This is a genomic window from Chryseobacterium sp. CS2K3, assembly GCF_059515185.1.
The window spans coordinates 372473-390644 of record NZ_JCAKRW010000003.1 but is presented as its reverse complement, the minus strand read 5'-3'; the positions used below and the strand labels follow the sequence as shown (position 1 = coordinate 390644).

The 18172-nt window shown below is 33.9% G+C and carries 15 protein-coding genes and 1 tRNA gene; 7 read left to right on the top strand and 9 right to left on the bottom strand.

Translation table 11 applies throughout. The features are described 5' to 3' along the window. Positions 1-582 precede the first annotated feature (582 nt). On the top strand, positions 583-960 hold the full coding sequence (locus tag AC5YGG_RS07085; protein WP_496143804.1) for a VOC family protein: 378 nt from the start codon (positions 583-585) through the stop codon (positions 958-960). Positions 961-1088: 128 nt separating this feature from the next. Continuing rightward, a complete protein-coding gene (locus AC5YGG_RS07080) occupies positions 1089-2762 on the top strand; it encodes an alpha/beta hydrolase-fold protein (protein ID WP_496143803.1) in 1674 nt (557 codons plus the stop codon). Positions 2763-2842: 80 nt separating this feature from the next. On the opposite strand, the gene AC5YGG_RS07075 is transcribed toward AC5YGG_RS07080, so the two are convergent. Both AC5YGG_RS07075 and AC5YGG_RS07070 read right to left on the bottom strand, forming a co-directional pair. After that, positions 2843-3691 (bottom strand): pepsin/retropepsin-like aspartic protease family protein, encoded by an 849-nt coding sequence (locus AC5YGG_RS07075; protein WP_496143802.1) that lies wholly within the window; start codon positions 3689-3691, stop codon positions 2843-2845. A 402-nt stretch (positions 3692-4093) separates the two neighbouring features. Next, on the bottom strand, positions 4094-4468 hold the full coding sequence (locus AC5YGG_RS07070; protein WP_496143800.1) for a helix-turn-helix domain-containing protein: 375 nt from the start codon (positions 4466-4468) through the stop codon (positions 4094-4096). A 223-nt stretch (positions 4469-4691) separates the two neighbouring features. On the opposite strand from AC5YGG_RS07070, the gene AC5YGG_RS07065 reads away from it, so the two are divergent. Together AC5YGG_RS07065 and AC5YGG_RS07060 are read left to right on the top strand one after the other, a co-directional pair. Next, positions 4692-4910, top strand: coding sequence for a glyceraldehyde-3-phosphate dehydrogenase (locus AC5YGG_RS07065; protein ID WP_496143799.1), 219 nt, complete (start codon positions 4692-4694; stop codon positions 4908-4910). Positions 4911-5047: 137 nt separating this feature from the next. Further along, positions 5048-5132, top strand: a tRNA-Ser gene (locus tag AC5YGG_RS07060). A 587-nt stretch (positions 5133-5719) separates the two neighbouring features. Here AC5YGG_RS07060 and AC5YGG_RS07055 read toward each other — a convergent pair. The 7 genes from AC5YGG_RS07055 to AC5YGG_RS07025 form a co-directional block, all read right to left on the bottom strand. Next, a complete protein-coding gene (locus AC5YGG_RS07055; protein WP_496143798.1) occupies positions 5720-6082 on the bottom strand; it encodes a hypothetical protein in 363 nt (120 codons plus the stop codon). A 232-nt stretch (positions 6083-6314) separates the two neighbouring features. Continuing rightward, entirely contained in the window at positions 6315-6833 is a 519-nt protein-coding gene (locus AC5YGG_RS07050; protein WP_496143797.1) for a hypothetical protein, read from the bottom strand. Between the two features lie 32 nt (positions 6834-6865). Next, positions 6866-7150, bottom strand: coding sequence for a hypothetical protein (locus AC5YGG_RS07045; RefSeq protein ID WP_496143796.1), 285 nt, complete (start codon positions 7148-7150; stop codon positions 6866-6868). A 306-nt stretch (positions 7151-7456) separates the two neighbouring features. Then, entirely contained in the window at positions 7457-8014 is a 558-nt protein-coding gene (locus AC5YGG_RS07040; RefSeq protein WP_496143795.1) for a DUF6705 family protein, read from the bottom strand. 20 nt (positions 8015-8034) lie between these two features. Further along, positions 8035-9135: a hypothetical protein gene (locus tag AC5YGG_RS07035; RefSeq protein WP_496143794.1), complete on the bottom strand. Its 1101-nt coding sequence runs from the start codon at positions 9133-9135 to the stop codon at positions 8035-8037. A gap of 20 nt (positions 9136-9155) precedes the next feature. Beyond that, positions 9156-9332 (bottom strand): hypothetical protein, encoded by a 177-nt coding sequence (locus AC5YGG_RS07030; RefSeq protein ID WP_496143792.1) that lies wholly within the window; start codon positions 9330-9332, stop codon positions 9156-9158. Positions 9333-9696: 364 nt separating this feature from the next. Continuing rightward, the gene (locus AC5YGG_RS07025; RefSeq protein ID WP_496143790.1) at positions 9697-11184 is read right to left on the bottom strand and encodes a serine hydrolase; all 1488 of its coding nucleotides are present in this window, start codon (positions 11182-11184) and stop codon (positions 9697-9699) included. Positions 11185-11819: 635 nt separating this feature from the next. Between AC5YGG_RS07025 and AC5YGG_RS07020 the strand changes: the two genes are divergently transcribed. Genes AC5YGG_RS07020 through AC5YGG_RS07010 form a run of 3 tightly spaced genes read left to right on the top strand, consistent with a single transcriptional unit; the run spans position 11820 to position 18032 of the window. Beyond that, a complete protein-coding gene (locus AC5YGG_RS07020; protein WP_496143789.1) occupies positions 11820-12659 on the top strand; it encodes a hypothetical protein in 840 nt (279 codons plus the stop codon). Positions 12660-12672: 13 nt separating this feature from the next. After that, the gene (locus AC5YGG_RS07015) at positions 12673-13692 is read left to right on the top strand and encodes a hypothetical protein (RefSeq protein WP_496143788.1); all 1020 of its coding nucleotides are present in this window, start codon (positions 12673-12675) and stop codon (positions 13690-13692) included. Next, positions 13692-18032 (top strand): hypothetical protein, encoded by a 4341-nt coding sequence (locus tag AC5YGG_RS07010; RefSeq protein WP_496143786.1) that lies wholly within the window; start codon positions 13692-13694, stop codon positions 18030-18032. The genes AC5YGG_RS07015 and AC5YGG_RS07010 overlap by 1 nt, the downstream gene beginning before the upstream one ends. Positions 18033-18172: the final 140 nt, after the last annotated feature.

Sequence of the window (18172 nt, the reverse complement as noted above, 5' to 3'; positions counted from 1 at the left end):
AGATAAAATCTTAGCGCCTTAAAACGGTGTGTATCTAATATTCTCTTGCGCCTTTGCGATTTTCCAATATATTTCATTACTGATTGCTTTGCTTATAATGAGATATTTGTAAAATATATTTTTAGCAGTATATAATTTTATAGTATATAAAATCTTTGTACCTTAGAAACAGTGTCTAAAGGAAAAATAGCACCCTTGCGCTTCCCAGTATCACTTCTTTAATCATTATCATATTGTTGGAAAACGCAAAGGCGCGAGGAATTATCTACATGGCGTATATTTTAAGGCGCAAGAAGATCAAAGATCTTCATCAAGAATAATGCTGAATTGTTTGCCATGAATGCTTAATGAATTTATTATTCGTGCATCCGTGGCAATTATTATTAGCAGTATACAATTTTATCGTAGATAAAATCTTAGCGCCTTAAGACGGTTTGTATCTAATATTCTCTTGCGCCTTTGCGATTTCCAACAAAATTTGCATTAACATTATGGAAGCGTAGTTAAAACATTAATATATTTGTGAAATTTCAAAATGATTTGAAATTATATTCCATTAATACAACTTAATAAGCAATAGACATGAAAAAAGTAACGGCAATAGGAGGTATCTTCTTTAAGTGCAAAGATCCGGAGCAAGTAAATGATTGGTACAAAACCCATCTTGGCGTAGAAACCAGCCCATACGGAGCAAAATTCGATTGGAAAGATATGGATTCCGATAAAAAAGGATACACATTATGGAGCCCTTTTAAAGAATCTACCCAATATTTCGAACCTTCTGAAAAAGACTTTATGATCAATTATCATGTGGAGAATATTGAAGCATTGGTAGAAGAACTAAAAAAAGAAGGAGTAACGATTCTGGATGAGATTGCTACCTATGAATATGGGAAGTTTGTGCATATTATGGACCCTGAAGGCAATAAGATAGAATTGTTTGAGCCGGCAGGAGAATAGCCTGTTTGAATATAATCAATAAAAAACTGTTTCTAAGCGAAGCAGTTTTTTTGTTATTAATGGTCATGTCCCATTTTTACAAGTTTTTTTGAAGCGTTGTTTGTAGCTTTGTAGTATAAATTGTATTGATGAGATATTGTATAACTATGTTGTTGATCTTGTTTGGTTATTTTGCAGAGGCGCAGAATTATGCAGCATTAGCAGATAAAGCGGCAGAGATAATGGATGATGCTAAAGATGAAGCAGGATACAAAAAAGCACTTGATCTATATGAAGAAGCATTCAGAATGTATCCGGGAAATAAGGAGGGAGAAGGACTGTATAACGCATCAATTCTCGCTTCAAAACTTAAAAATAATAATAAGGCTTTTGAATACCTTACATTGCTTTCCCCAATAAAAGGAGAGGGATACAGTTTTCCAGGCTGGAATTATATTCTTGAAGAGGATGCAGAGAAGGAATATAAAAATTTACTGTCAGATCCAAGATGGAAGGTCTTGAAGCAGAAGGCTAAAGAATATAAAGAACAGTTCTATAATGAATTGCAGAAAAAAGAAAACGAATTTTTCAGTATCAATAAAAAACCACTGAAAAACAAAGGAAAAGCAGAAGATCTGTATCAGGAAATAAGAAATTTTAACCCATATCAATCTAAAAAAGATCGTGATTATTCTATAGCATTCAAGGTCAATGATTCGGCTAAGACTTCTTTTTTTATTCATCTTCCGCAGCATTATAATCCTCAAAAGAAGTATACATTACTCTTTTTTCTTCATGGGGCGGTAAGAAATAATGAGCTGATAGATTATCAGTTGGCTGACTGGAACTTAGGCGGATGGAACAGGTATTACACAAAATATGCAGATCAAAATGATGTGATTCTGGTTTTTCCAAGAGCGAATAAACAATACAACTGGATGCTGTCTGATGATGGATTTTTTATGATTCCGGAAATGCTTAAGCAGATAAAAAGGACAATTAATATTGATGATAATAAAGTTTTTGTAGCGGGGCATTCTAATGGGGCAACAGGTTCTTTTTCTTATCTCATGAAACAATCCACACCGTTTGCAGGATTTTATGGATTTAATGCCTATCCAAAAGTATTTACCGGAGGAACGTTTGTGGAGAATATTAAAAACAGATCTTTTATCAATTTTTCTACAGATGAAGATTATTATTATCCGCCAAATGCCAATGATGATTTTACAAAATTGATGAAGAGTATAGCTGCCGATTACCAGGAATACCGTTATAATGGATTTCCACACTGGTTTCCGCAGTTCGATGAATCGGAGCCTGCCTATCAGATTCTTTTTAAAGATTTGAAAAACAGAAAAAGAAATCCGTTTCCAAAAGAAATTTCATGGGAATTTGATGATGAAAGATACGGAAATGCAGACTGGATTACCAATATAAAATTAGATACCCTAAGCAAGGACTATAAAACGCATAAAGAGTTGAACTTTAAGATCAATAAATGGCTGGCTTATGATGATAATGACAGTTTGAAGGTAAAAGATGTAGATAAAAATGCATTTGATTTTCCAAGGAAATCCGGTAAAATAAAAGCAGAATACAGAAATAATGTTTTCCGTGCTGAAACTTCCAATATTCAATCTTTTTCAATCAATATTTCACCGGAAGCAGTGGATTTGAAAAAGAAAGTAAAAGTATATATCAACGGGAAGCTCTATTTCGACGAAAAAATAAACTATAACCATGAATACTTACTTGAGAATTTCAACAAAACTCAAGATCGGGAGCAAGTCTGGATCAATCACATTGATGTGAAAGTATAAGATCTTACTGACTTCCGGTAAAGTAAAAAACCTGTCTCTTTTTTGGGGACAGGTTTTGTTTTTATATAATTGAAAAATAATTAATCCAAAATATAAATTTTCTTTTCCTTTAAATTAAAACCAAGCTTTTTACCGAGCCAATTGATGCTGGTTTTACCTTCATAGATTAACCCTTCCACAAAAAATACGTTCGGATCATCTACTTTCGCAAATGAATTGGAAACAGAATTTACACTTCCTTTATAGAATTTACTGGTAATGGCAGGATTAAATTCACTTTTCTTCTCCATAAGTTGTAACCCTTCTTTTTTTATGCCTAAAGTACTCATCAGCCTTTCACTCAGCCAGAAAGAATCATTACCCGCACCGGAATCCAGCAGTACATTGATCTTGATATCATTTACCTGAATATATGTGGTAATATCCAGTGATTGATCTGCGTTCGTTGAAAGCTGAATATCTACCACTTTCTTTCCGCTTAATTTTTCTTTTGGAAATACAATTTCCTTGGTAGTGTAATCTATAATAAACTCTGTATCATAAAGCATTGGTAGAGAAATAAGTCCGTCTATTCCCTTAATCTCCATATTGTGGGTAGCATACCAGATGTCTTTGAACTTTTTACCATTAAAAGTGATCTCTTTTGATTTAAACATGGGTACCGTGATTTCTTCGCCAGTAGCACGGAAGGATGTGAGGAAATTATACGATTCCTTTTGGCTGAGGTCTTTGGAGAAGTTATTCAGGAAAAGATTAACTCCGCCGCCGGTATCAAAAATAAAGTTTCCTTTTTTACCTTCCACTTCAGCCTGTACAATAAGATGTCCGGATGGTAGTATGTTAACAGACGATTTTTGTGCAAACGCAGTAGCAGAATAAAGAAATGCAGATGCAACAAGGGCTGATTTTTTGAATGATTGATTGAACATAGATAATAGGGTTATTGTTTTTATACTCTCCATCATTAATTGATGAATATTGCAAATATAGCATATTCTTAAAGTGGAAAATCTAAAGTCTATAAGTGCTTTTTAGCTCTCTTTGGTACTTTATGGAGGGACTGGCGGCACTTACGAAACGGTCTTTAGGCACTTATTGAAGCCTCTGAAGGTAGTCTTTATACTTGCTTCAGCCATTTCAGAAGTGGAAATTGCCCCTTGTTGAAGTGGTTTTACCCCCTTGGGTAAGGGGGTATCGGGGGTTATTAAACTGCCTTCAGATACTTATGGAAGTGGTGGGAGATAGTTATGGAAAAGGGTAGTGGCTTTTTAGTTGTATTAAACGAAGAACGGCTGCCATTTGGCAGCCGTTTCTGTATATTTTTGTAAAGACTATTTCTTTTTTAATTTAGCATTTTCAGCTTTTAAAATCTCAATTTGTTCCTTTAAAAGTTTGATATATTCCTGCTGATTTTCTAATAGATAATTTGGAATATTGCAAAACTGATTATAATTTATACTTGCATTATCATTAAAGCTTGAGCTATCGTTAAGGGTAGTATTCTGATTATTTTGAGCATTTCTTTCCTCTTTAATATCATCCACTGAAACCTCTAATGCTTTAGCCAATTTTTCCCACTCATCATCATATATTCTTACATCTCCATTCTCTTTTCTGCTGTAGTTGGAGACATCTGTTGCAATAATATCAGCAATCTGTTGCGGTGTATAGCCTTTCTGCTTTCTTAGAGTTCTTAGTTTTTCCATTGTCATAGGATGCCTGTGTTTTTACAAATATAGAAAAAATGTATGGTCTGTGAGGAGCAAAAATTATAAAATGTAAAATTGATTACAGCAAATCGAATAGTTTTATTATTGATGATCTGTTATAATGTTTCTTGAATCCTTTCTAAAAGGTTTCCGGTCATGATAATAAATGTCTTCATACTTAAAGTAAAATCCCTACATTTAGCAACTAATCAAAAAGAATATGGAAATAAAAAAAGTCATCAAAATAACACACGTTACCGGAACCTACACCATTGAGGTTCCCGATGGAAAACTTAATGATATGAAAACCCAGCTGGACAGATGCCTGAACGATGAGCAAGGGGCTATTGTGGTAAAGGGAGAAGATGGTGATCAGTTTGTATATCCGTCTGATCTTTTAAAAAACAGCTTCATTACAATTACAGACAGAGATAAGTGATGTACTTTGGGAAAATAATTCCCTTGATTTCTAGTCTATTATTAAGTTTTGTTAAAATTTATGTTACTAAAGTTTTGCAGGAATTAAAAATCGTTCTATATTTGCACCACTGAAAACGACGGTATAGTCGCACTTGAGGAGAGTTGGCAGAGTGGTCGATTGCGGCAGTCTTGAAAACTGTTGACTGTAACAGGTCCGGGGGTTCGAATCCCTCACTCTCCGCAATAGTTAAATATAAACCTACTGATAATCAGTGGGTTTTGTTTTTTATTAAAGTTTTTCTTCTCCACATTTTCCCCACATTTCTTATATAACAAAGATAGTGATTTCTTATCTCAGTAAATTTTCAGGAACAAAACTAACTGCTGTATCTCTCGAAAAATCCCCAAACTAAAAATATTTTATCTTTTTTCGGAAAAACAAAGATAAGCCCGATTTCAAAAAGAGGGGGTAATACCAAAACTAAAACAAAGGGAGGGGCTTGTTGTTCATATAGGTAGTTAAACTATGTATAAAGAGTTAACTCATGTATTAAAAACGGGTTTTCACATTCTGGATAAAACCAGAGTTCTATTGGTGTCTTTTTGGCTCCATTCTTAATAGCCATTTTTTCCAGATTCTCCACTGAAAATATGTAGTCTATAGTAAAAGAATTGTTTTTGAGCCATTCTGAGGGTGTTTTTATAGAGTTTTAAGCTTGACTATGGTTTAATACTGATGAATCCCTAAAAGTGGCTTAAAATAAAAATGATTGGCTTTACCTGTCTGCGGTAGAGCCAATCATTTTAAGTTGAAGATATTGAGTGTAATTACTGTTTAGTAAAAATCAAATCTTTTGTTTCAGGAAGATAAATGTTAATGTCTGTTCCTTGTGGGCATTTACTGTTATCAAGAATCATATCGTTAGGTCGATATTCCCATGAAATTTGTGTAGAGCTTATTTTTTTTAATTCGATAGCTCCCCAACCTACTTTACAGTTCGTTCCTCCATAATTAAACCATACGACATTTTTAGTTGGATATGTCCCACGACTATAAATCGAATGTAATAATTGGTTAGGTTGAAAAGTCATATTTTGTGTATCTTGAAGAATGTTTCCTACAGAATTTTTTACAATATATCTTATAGATAATACATCTTGATAAATCTTTAATGATTTAATATATTTCATAGTTTCTTTACTTATGAATAATTTAATTTCATTTCCTTGAAAGTTAGCCTTGTATTCTCCTATGTAAGGATTTAATTCATTGTTTAAATCTTTTATATATGAACCTTGTGGTATTTCTTCAAAATTGGTGTTAAAAGGCTAGGTCTGTTGTGCTCTGCAGGAAATTGAAATGATTAATAGAATTAAGTATGCTATATTTTTCATATTTTTTATTTTTTTAATTATTTTAATTTTAGGAACAAGATGTAGCAGTTGTTGTTCCATCAGTATTTTTAATTACCATTTTTACAGTTCCATCATTTTCTGTTCTTTGTAAATTAACTTTTCCATCTAATCCCATATCTTTGAGAGCTTTGAAAAAGAATTTCTCAATTGCTTCATTACTCATATCTCCAGAAGAGGGTTTGTACATTCCATATCTAGTTTGATATCTATCGGTGTATTCATCCAATTGCTCTTGAGAAAAATTAGTCAATGCATCCTGATAAGTTCCATTAAACCAAATAACATAATGCATGCCATTTGGAGCAACCATTCCAACAAATGCATTATTTACGTTTAAAGGATTGGAAGTCGGCTGTGCCCTTGCAAAACTTAATAATTGGTCTATATCTGGTGGTGATAACATGGGTATTCCTGTTGGAGTATGGTTGTGATAACCTCCTGCATATCCTGTCTTATCTCCAAAATTTACACTGTGGGCACCACCGCTTATTGTTGATGAGGGAGTACCATCAATTTTGAATTTCACACCTTTTTCTCCACCTATAGTAGATTGCGCTTTCAGTTCATCAATTTTCGGCTGTACTCTGTTTTCATCAGCATATTTTGAGTTCTTTCACAAGGATTGTGAGATTCCTGAGGATAAGGGTATCCACCAGGATTTCCTCCTCCTCCGCTAGGCATACCACCTCCAGTGGAGCCTCCACAATTATCACCTACTTCTACGCTAAGACAGGGTAAATAAGGACCTGTACCTTTACATCTTGTTTCATTATAAGAAAAGGATTCTCCTGCACTCCCATCATCATTAGTCCATGTCCATGTGACTTCTACAGTATAGCACAAAAGCCCTTTAGCATTTTGATAAGTATTGTCTATAATTTTTCCTTTTAATTTAAATTCTGATAATACTGTAGAGGATACATGATTCTTTCTGTACTGCAGAGAGTTGGTTTTCTATTGTGGAATAGATGGTTCAGGAACTATTTTTAAGCTATCCTCTGGGTGTTTATCAAAATTTAGTTGAACTATGATAAAATACTGATGAGTGCCTTAAAGTGGCTTAAAATAAAAATGATTAGCTTTACCTGTCTGCGGCAGAACCAATCATTTTATCTTTTATTTCAGAAAACTTCTGATGATTCAATTTGATTATTGTCTAGTTAAATGTATAATCTCATTATTAGGTAATGTAGTTTTGAAATTACTACAATCCTGTTTAACTATATCATTGTCTGGATGGAAATTAATTCCCATTAGATTTGGAGTCTCAGGTTTTATCCACATATAAACATATCCATAATCAATACATCCGATTTTACCACCTCCAAAACGCATTAAATAGACTTTTAAATCTTTTTGTAACTTATGTCCGTAAAAGCTTGTGTTATCATCTTGTTGAATAAAATTATTAAACTCAATGAGACCATTAGAATTAGTAATTTTTAATCTACCTATAAGTCTATCTTCTTTTAGACTATCTTCAAAACCAAAGTTTTCTTTTTTAACAAAATTGAATTCATAATTTTTACCTTCACGTGTGCCTTTCCACGTTCCTACATATTTGTTCAATAAATTATTAATATCTTTCACATATGTTGCTGTTGGGCAGCTTCCTGGTTCGCATTGCGCCATTGTTTCAAGTGAAACAGTCTGTCCTATACACGACGTGAAAATTGCAAAGCAAATAATACTTAATATATTTTTCATAATTTTTTATTTTTTAATTATTAACCTGGGCATCCAGTAGTTACTTTAGCTTTTTCGGCAGTTAGTTTTATTTCATAATTTGTGCCATTGGAATCCATTTTGTAAAGGTTCGTCGCCTTTACATTCATTTTTTCACTAATAAAATTCAAAAATCCAGTTTCTAAATCATTGTTATATTTAGCCATATAAGTAGGAAAATCTTCAGTAAATTTATTTATTTGTTGTTTTGTGAAGCTTTTAATCTGATACTGATTTCCTGTAAATCGAATTTGGTAATTTCCTTTGCTTGTTACCATTACAGCATATACATCAGATAATGGTCTTCCTTGTTCTTGAGCATTTCTAAGCATATTCATAAAATAGGCTATATCAGCAGGGGAAAACATTTTTATTCCTATTCTTGTTTCTTCAATTCCATCAGAATTTACATATGTATAGTCATTAATATGTGTATGGAGATATGCCATTATATTTTTATTTTCTGGTGAATCTGGGTCTGGGAGCGAAAGAGTATTGGAAGTTTCACTTTGTCCTGCTGTATCTTTGTAAGTATAATTTCCATCAGCTCTTTGGATATAACCAGTTTCTCCTTTTAGACTTGTTTTCCCTTCTAAATTGATAATATTACTTTTAAATGTTGTATTATTTCTTAGCGTTTTTACTTTTGCACAATTGTCGGTAAATTCTTTAAATTCAGGAGTGTACGGGTATCCACCAGGATTTCCTCCTCCTCCGCTAGGCATACCACCTCCAGTGGAGCCTCCACAATTATCACCTACTTCTACGCTAAGACAGGGTAAATAAGGACCTGTACCTTTACATCTTGTTTCATTATAAGAAAAGGATTCTCCTGCACTCCCATCATCATTAGTCCATGTCCATGTGACTTCTACAGTATAGCACAAAAGCCCTTTAGCATTTTGATAAGTATTGTCTATAATTTTTCCTTTTAATTCTTTTCTTTCTTTAAAAACCAAAGTATTGAAAAACTCGTTTGAACCCCTATCTTCTTTTCTTTTAAAAAAGACTCTATCGCCCTCTCTATAAGCCACAAGAACAAAACTTACTTTTCCATTTTTAATAACGGGAGCTTCTAAAAAACTTTCATCAAATGTTCCCATTGTGAGTGCGTAATCCCAGTTTACAGTCCAAAGTTTGTTGTAAAGTAACTTTTATTTGCATACTCATCGAAAACAGCTTTTACATTTTTGATATACTTTTCATCTTCTTTCCAAAGGCTTTTAGAAGTGTATTCTTGGTTTGGGGTTTCTGTGGTTACAGAAGATATATCATCATGAATACAGGAGTGCATTGACATTGTGAAAGCTATTATAAAAAATAGCCTCAAAATAATTTTCTTTCTCATAGTTTTTTTTGATTTTGTAAATTAAATAAATTTTTCTTAGGTGTGTTTTCATTATTAATAATTGTTTTTCATATTGTTATGTTTTAAATTAGTGAAGTGAATTTTCAGCTTGCAATTTAAAAAAATCTTTAATTCAAGGAGTAAGTATTTTCCCCATATTTTGAATTAATACCTTTCTTTTTTACAAATCTATATCTGCTTAGAATGAAAATTCTAAGGCTTTTTTATTGTTTTTTTGCCTTATATTTTCTCATAGAAATGTTCTATCTTTCATTCCTCTGAGCCGCATTCTGAAGTTTTAAATGTATGTTTCTTTTCATAATTTACTATTGATTTTGGTCATCATTTCCTTCGCATTTGTATTTTGTGGATTTAATTCTAAAGATTTCTGATACATCTTAATCGCATCTTCCTTTTTACCAGATTGTAATAAAGCTTCTCCATAACTGTCATATACATTCCAGCTTGTTGGAAATAATAATGTAGCTACATGAAATGTTTTCAATGAATTCTCCAGTTTCTGAAGTCGAAGAAACTGATATCCCAACCTGTTAAAGTCTCTTTCAGTAGCTTCATAGCTTCCTGGATCTTTCAAGTATTCCTGAATCAGCCGATCTGCTTTTTCTTCGCTTCCATTTTCAATAAAACTTCCATAAATTCTCGAAAGGCTTTGACCGGGAATACGATAAGGTTTATTGTTAATTAAATTAAAAATAGCACTAGAAATAGGTAAAACAGGAGTGTTTCCAAAATTAGAAAGTAAAATTACACTTTGATTTTTAGTGATATTATACAACAAAATACTCGTTAACCCAGTGATAGAACCATCGTGAAAAACTATTTTTCCTTCGCTTTCATCCGTATACATTGCCCATCCTAAGCCATAGCTTAATTCTTTGCCATCAATAGTATAAGAAACAGTTGTTCCATTATTCAATTTTGTGGGAGTCAAGGCTTCTTCAAGTTCTTTTTTACCCAAAATCCGGTTATCGAATAATGCCTTTTGAAATTTTTGTAAGTCCAAAGCAGTACTTACAATTCCTCCATTTCCATAAAAATTACTTTTTTCTACAATGAGAAAAGTTTCTTTTAACGTGTTTGTATTAACTAATTCTGTCGAATAAAAGGTAGGATATAAATATGACTCAACTTGATTGGGACTTTTAATCTTTCTGTTCAGCGGAACAAATGAATGGTTCATTTTTGCAGGGTGGAAGATGTTTTTCTGCACATAATCAGCATAGCTGGTTCCTGTGACTTTTTCAAGGATCAAAGCAGCGATGCAAAAATTGATATTGTTATAATCCCACTTACTTCCCGGCTGAAATGACAGAGGTGTTTTAAAACGGATAAAAGTCGGAATAATATCCTGATTCGAAATGATTTTTTCAGGCTGTTCTTTAATGATCGTATCAAACAAATTGTATTCTTGCGCTAATCCTGAAGTGTTGTTCATGAGATGTTTGATTGTAATGTTGGGATAGGGGAAATCAGGCAGATATTTTTGAACAGGTTCGTTAATATTCAGTTTTCCCTTTTGCTGAAGCTGTAGTATTGCTGTTGACGTAAATGTTTTTGTGATGGAGGCAATCGGAAATTGAGATTGGTCGGTGATCCTTTCTTTTTTTTCTATATCTAAAAACCCATAATTGCTATTTAAAATAGTTTTTCCTGAATTGGAAATGACAGCACTCCCATTAAAGATCTTTTTTTCAGAAAGTGTGGTAAAGAAATGATTTAATTCCTGACCGGAAAGTGTATTGGTAAAAGCGGTTATCAGTAGTAAAAAGAATAGGTTTTTCATTTTAATTAGTTTTTAGAAGATAGATTTTGATTGATAGTATGACAACTGGGAAAATGAGATTATTACATTGATATTTTTTAGCCGCTATATTTTTTGATGTATGATATACTTACTGCAACTACAGAATCGAAGGGGCTAAAAACTTTCATAAGAACTGAAAAAAAGAGAATTTTGAACCTTGAAATTACAAAGTAATATCATCTGATTTTCACAAGTATAAAGGTTACTGCAACTACAGACTAGAGAGCGTAAAAAATTTTTATAGGAGCTAAGGAAAGATGAATTTTGAACTGTAAAAAAACAAGCAGGCTGAATATGTTTTCAACCAAGGTTAGGGAGGGGAAAGGTGATTGAAAGTCATCTCAATTTGAAAAGGAGGCTGTAAATGGTAAAACTTGATAGCAGAACCAAAGAATAACAGGATGGTGTGATCTGATAAAGAAGTCTGGATTATCATACTCAATTCTTACATCAATCCAGGTATTTCTTAAGTAATGACCCAATAAGAAATGCGCTTAGCTCATAATAGGATAAAAAGGGGTATCAAAAACGCTAGAAGCATCCGATTGTAAGGCGATCAGCTTATAAACTTTCCCCGAATTATCAATTTATCAAAACTAATTATCAATAATCAAATGAATACACCATTAAATACAATTTTCAGTTGGTTTGAGACTGGAGATTTTCCAACAGAAGCGCAGTTTAAAGCAACGTTTTTATCTTTTTATCATAAGGATGACATTATCCCTATTAAAAGTATTGAGGGATTTGAGGACCTTTCTCACTTATTTGCCAGTGCTGAGGATTTTAAAAAGCATTTAGCAGATCCGGCAGCTCATTCTGGATATTTGGCTTTACTAAATGCCAGTAATCTAACGGCAGCCCATGTTAATAACTGGAAAAGCAAGCTGGGAATTAGCAACGTAGCCACCATTGACGGTTCTGATCAACAAGGTAATGTATACACAAAAATACAGATCGATGGCTTCGTTAATGGATTCAAAGACGCAGATAAAGGCTTAGCATTAGAGATAGAAAAAATTAAAAAGCTACTATCCTCAAATGACCTGTCGCTAGATGAACTTCAGGAAATTGTCAACTTTATTAAAAAAAATCGGGATGATATTGAAGCCCTAAAAGCTATTTCCGGAGAATCAAGGGAAGATAAAGTAAAGCTGATACTTGACTACAATGGGCTGGGCAGCCCGAAAAATCAACAGGAATTTAATAAGCAGGTCTATGATAAGATTTTACTGATATCAAATACACCTACCAGTGCAGTAGTGCAGATTACAGAAAGTACCGTTTTCCCTAATCCTCTTGAAACAGAAAATGTGATCATTCAGGCTCGGGACAGTGTTACGGGTAAGAAGATAAATGTCGATGATTATGCAACCAACCAAATCATAGAAATTAAGATGTTTGGCGAAATTGTCAACCCTATTAATATTCTCATTTTAAAAGTTAAACCATAAAAAATAAAAAGCTATGAATAATAACGCAATAATAAGTAACAACGCACATCAGGATAATTTTTTTGGGGAACTGCAACGTACCCGTTTTCAATATTTTGATACATTTCCCAATACGGATAAAGCGCTTCCGGGTTGGGTAATTGATTATAGAAATGAGCTGCATCAGTGGAATGGAACCCAATGGATTAATCTGGCTCAAAACTACGTGCACCCAGATTATCCGCTTACCAATAACCCGTTTCAGACAGATCAGACAAGCGGTCTTCTGTTGCTAAGTCAGCTTTTGACCAATAGTTCAGGACATGTTATTAAAGTAGCAGGCAGAAATCTTACCAATGCAGATATTGTCTCTATTTTCCTGAATGATGCAACACAATCAGGTACTTATACATGGTCGTCTAATAAGATTAAAAGTTATATTGAAAACTTAGTAGGACAAAGCCTTACAGGGGCATTGATTTATCAGCCGGGAGGGTATACTCCTTCTGATACTAAAGGTTCAATGGCAGCTCCGTCTCCAGTTACTTCAGCTGGTATCAAAACGGGAATGGTATGGGTGATTACATCCAATGGATGGGTAGGTAATGAGCCTGTTTCTGTGGGTGATCATCTTATTGCCAATACTGATAATGCTTCCAATATTCCTAAAAATTATCAGATTATAGAAAAAGGTATTCCTGATATTGTAGATGCTACAGAAGCAGTAAAAGGAATTATTCAATTGGCTACAAATGATGAAGCCATTGCGGGAGTTGATACCACTAAAGCGATGACACCAAGCTCAACAAAAGCTGCTTTGGATGCAAAAATTAGATCCAAAACAATTGAAATTGGAGACGGTCTTTCAACAAGCTTTACAATTACTCATGATTGGAATACCTTAAATATTGATTATATCTGCTATCGTATTGCTGATAACAGAAAAATAAATGTAAGCTGTATGCCTGTAGCTAAAGATAAAGTACAGATAGATGTTTTGGCACCGCTTACCCTGAATGAATATAGAATTACCTTAACCGCAAGACTTGACTAATGGCATCACTAATAGCGCCCGAATATTTTAATAATCATATCGCCGTAGAGGGTGAGATTATTGTAAAAACAGTTTCAAATGATAAGGGCTTTGTTTTGGTATGGAACCCCATAACAAAAAAAATATCGCAAAGAACAAATTCAGAGATTATTGCAGATCTGAATTTGGTAACAGGTTCCAACGAAAATTTTTTCAGCAATAATAATATCTTTTCCCGTTCAATCGGAAGTGTAGCAACCACGTTAGATGCCGAATTGCCAAACGGAGGTTTCGTTTCATCTTATAATACCATTGGCTGGGGTGGAGCAGACAGACCAGATGGCGCTTCTTATGGAGGTTATATCAAATTTAAAGGGTATTGGCAGGATACCAATAACTTAGACTTATATTATAATAACGGACATGACGGAACTGATCCAAGGCTTTGGTTCAGAACTAAAGAAGGCATCAATGGGGTAAGAGAATGGTCAGAACTATTACATACTGGAAACATTGATTCTGTCAACTTAATTACGAATGACCAGACCCCGACAGATTTGTATGCCAAAGAAAATAAATTTGGATGGATAAATGGAGCCTTAACCGGAGCTGGAGGGATCAATTCATGGGTAGGTAATTATCTGTCAATAGGTGGAAATAACCAGGCGCATAAATCTCAGTTGCTTATTTCTAAATCTCAGTTGCTGTTTAGAGGTAATCATGGAAATGATGATTCTTCTTTTAATGAAGTCTATCATACCGGTAATTTTAATCCTGCTAGCTACTCACAAACCAATCATAGCCATCAGTCTTTACAAAGTCCTGAAATGGGTACTGTAGATGCAGATTCGTTATTTGAAGAAAATAAATTAAAATTTAGCCAAAAAATAGATAACGACTCCACTCATATGTTTTCGATGACTGATAATGCAAATTCTATTGTCAGTATTGCATCGCATCCAGGCGGATATGGGGTTCAGCTAGGATTTAATGGTGATGAAGGATCTTTTATCAGGAATGTTTCGGCTGGAAAATTCAAAGGCTGGAAACAGTTTGCATACAGAGATTGGGTTATGGCTCAGGTTAATAACCAATCACAAAATTTCGTTCCTTATTCAGGGGCAACACAGAATGTCAATCTTGGAACAAAAGATTTGGAATTTAATGATGGTGGAGCGATAAGTAAACGTCAAAATGATGTAAGAGTATTTAATAAAGTTTACCAGGGCTACTATGATTTTGGAGGGCATACAGGGATCTTAGCTCTTAAAATGCCACAAGTTTCGTCAGAACAAACGATGTTTAGTATTGACATTAATATTTATGGGTACGAAAATAAATATCTAGGGAAAGTAAACGTAGCCTTTTACAAATATATATCGGGTACTTTGGTTACTGATGGATCAAAGGCAATATGGGAAGTAACAGATAATTTCCCCACAACTACAGCAAGAGTTGGAATTGGAACAGATGGTTATGTCAGTATTTTATTAGGTGAAGCAGATACATTCTGGAATGGATATTTATCATTTGAAGTAGCCCGAGTTGAAACTAAATATGGGTATTATAATTTAAACTGGGATACAGGATGGTCTCATGCCTTAGAAACGAACTTTGATCTATACAATTCCAATATGATTGTTCTGCCTTCTGATGTAGTTGCTACAAGAAGCTGGCTGACTAATTTTGCGAATAATAACTACATCCCTAGAACGGTTCAACCGAATGATAATTTCAATAGTCTAGGAGGAAATTCCACTTCTGGAGTTTATAAAGCAGATAATGATGGAGGAGGAGTAAAGTATTTAAAAAGTACAATGTTACATCTGGGGGCACAGGAAGCCACATCACAATTACAGATAAAACATAATGATGGTAGTGCTGCTGCAGGAGAATTAGCCTATCGAGGAGGATATCTGGGGAATTGGACCAATTGGAGGGTAGCTTGGGATAATGTAAATTTCAAACCCGGTGATTATCAGACAAGAAATACGGAGGAAATTATATCCGCAGCCAAATCCTATTACAACAGAATACCTTTTAAATTCAAAAATAGTTCATATAAATCCTGGGCAATTCAAAAACCTACCAATAACGGATTAGTATTTGTACCATCTGTTACAAAAAATGCAGAAGATTGGGATTTTAATAACAGTGTACAATTCACAGATGCTGGTCAGGTTTCATCAAAAGGATTTAATAAAATCGGTTCTAGTGACAGCTATCTTTTAACCGGCGGCGGTGGTCATAGATTAGCTTCGGATTTTGTGTCATCTTCCGCGTTAGGAAATTATGTTGATTTAGATACTGAGCAGACTATTGGTGCTAAAAAGTATTTCTCGCAAGGACTGACTGTAAATACAAACTATGGTGGTTTGCCAGTAATAGGACAAAAGGATAATATACCATCTAAAGTTTCGTCAATTGATGAAACTTACGGAATGGGTATGGGAGTATTAAGTTCAGGAAAAGGTTATATACAACAGCAAAGATTTGATGGTACTCCTCATGCTTACGATTTGCTTTTACAGCCAAGTGGGGGTAATGTAGTTATTGGTCATAATCAAATGGATTATCACAGTGAAAAATTACAGACAGTTGGTAGAATTGTATCCACAGGTAATGAGATGAACTCTGTTAAAACTTATGTCTCTGTTCAGAATGTTGATGAAATAGTGGCAGGTCATACTCTTAATTGGTACAACACTTCCTGGAAAGTCGGTAATATGAGAGGCGGAAGTGATGATTCAAGAGGATACAATTTTGAATTTTCTACAGATGGAGGAGCTACATATCGAGAAAAGGTAAGAATACATACAGATAGTAATATTACTACACAAAATTATGGTAATTCTCAAGAGTGGAATCAGGCATATCAATGGGGAAATCATGCAAATGGCGGTTATCTTGAAGCAATGGAAAATGCTACAGGAGTAGGTTTCTTTAGTGGGAATTTTGATTCAGGTCCGTATGTTTATCATAAAACAGCTGGTTATCTGGCATTGGCAACACAAAATTGGGCAACTGGTAGATTTATTAATGTTGATGGTCAGCAAGATATTACCGGTCTTAAGATTATTAAAGATAGAGCAAGAAATACAGGCACAGGTTGGGGAAATACAAGTGTATCAACTGATTATTCTTTTCTGGTAGAAACTAAAAGTGGCTCAAATCCTGATAATCAATATACAGGATCCATTGGGTTTTTCTCTAATAGCGGAGCACAGGCTGGTATATACGTAAGAAGTAATGATGAGACTGGTACCTCTATGGCTTTTGCAACCACCAGTTTATTTTCAGCAGGACCTCAGATTGCTATGACTATTAACAATTATGGTGCTGTTGACCATGTAAGATCAAGACCAACATTTCAAGGGAATGTAATTTGGGATGCCGGTAATCTTACTCCAGCTATGATCGGTAATTGGAATAATAAGTTTAAAGACTTAAAGTATGTTGATGATTTAAATGAAGTGTCCGAATCCGGAATTTATAGACAGGAAGTACCTTCTTCAAAATTTAATTATACGACTACCTTAAACTTAAATTCATCTGATGGAAGGCAACAGTTGACTATTGAAAGAGGGGGGAATGGTATGAAATTCAGAGGAAGCAATTTCAATGCCGGACAAGATTGGGGAGATTGGAGAACTGTTTGGAGTGATTTGGATTTTACCCAAAACAACATCAATCAATGGAATAATGCTATATCATTAAACAATGAATTTACTAATTATACCAATAATGGTTTAGCTGTTGTTGACGCTTATAATGGAGTAGCATCTGGTATATACAATGTAAATGAGGGGGTTTCCTTAGTGGGCTTAGAATCAGAATACTATAAATATTCAAGTACTTATGGAAAATGGGAAGGTATTAATTTCCATAGAGGAAGCCATAATATTGGTATAGGTACAGAAGCTAATGATGCAGACAAAATAAATGTTTCAGGCTCAGTAAAGGCTGAAGGAAACTTTAAATCAATAGATGAAGATCCTAACACTTTATTTATTCCAAATGGAGAATTGGCAAGTCTTAAGGATGAAATTATCAATGAAAAGAGGAGAATAAGGCTGTCTCATGGAATGATTGAGCAAGATTCAAACCCAAATAACTGGGAATATGAATCTGAGAACAGAATGCTGGTTATCAGATGCAGATATGGTATACCTTTTCATTTAAAAAAATGTTATCGAGGGCAGCGAATATTGGTAATGAATGCTAATGATAGTATGGAACAAGAATTTATAATAAGACAGGCTGGTTTTAAATATAATATACCACCATATACTTCTATTCAATTATTTGTCTGGGATGATAAAACTGTTTATAAATATGCAGAAAATAAAATGTGGATATAAAAAACAGAAGAATATATAAAAATGTGGAATATAAAATGTAAGGACTTTTTTAAAACATAAACAGTTCATATTTTTCACTTTTTGCAAGCTTAGAAAGCATCATTAATTACAATGATGCTTTCTTTAATGCTGGACCCCAT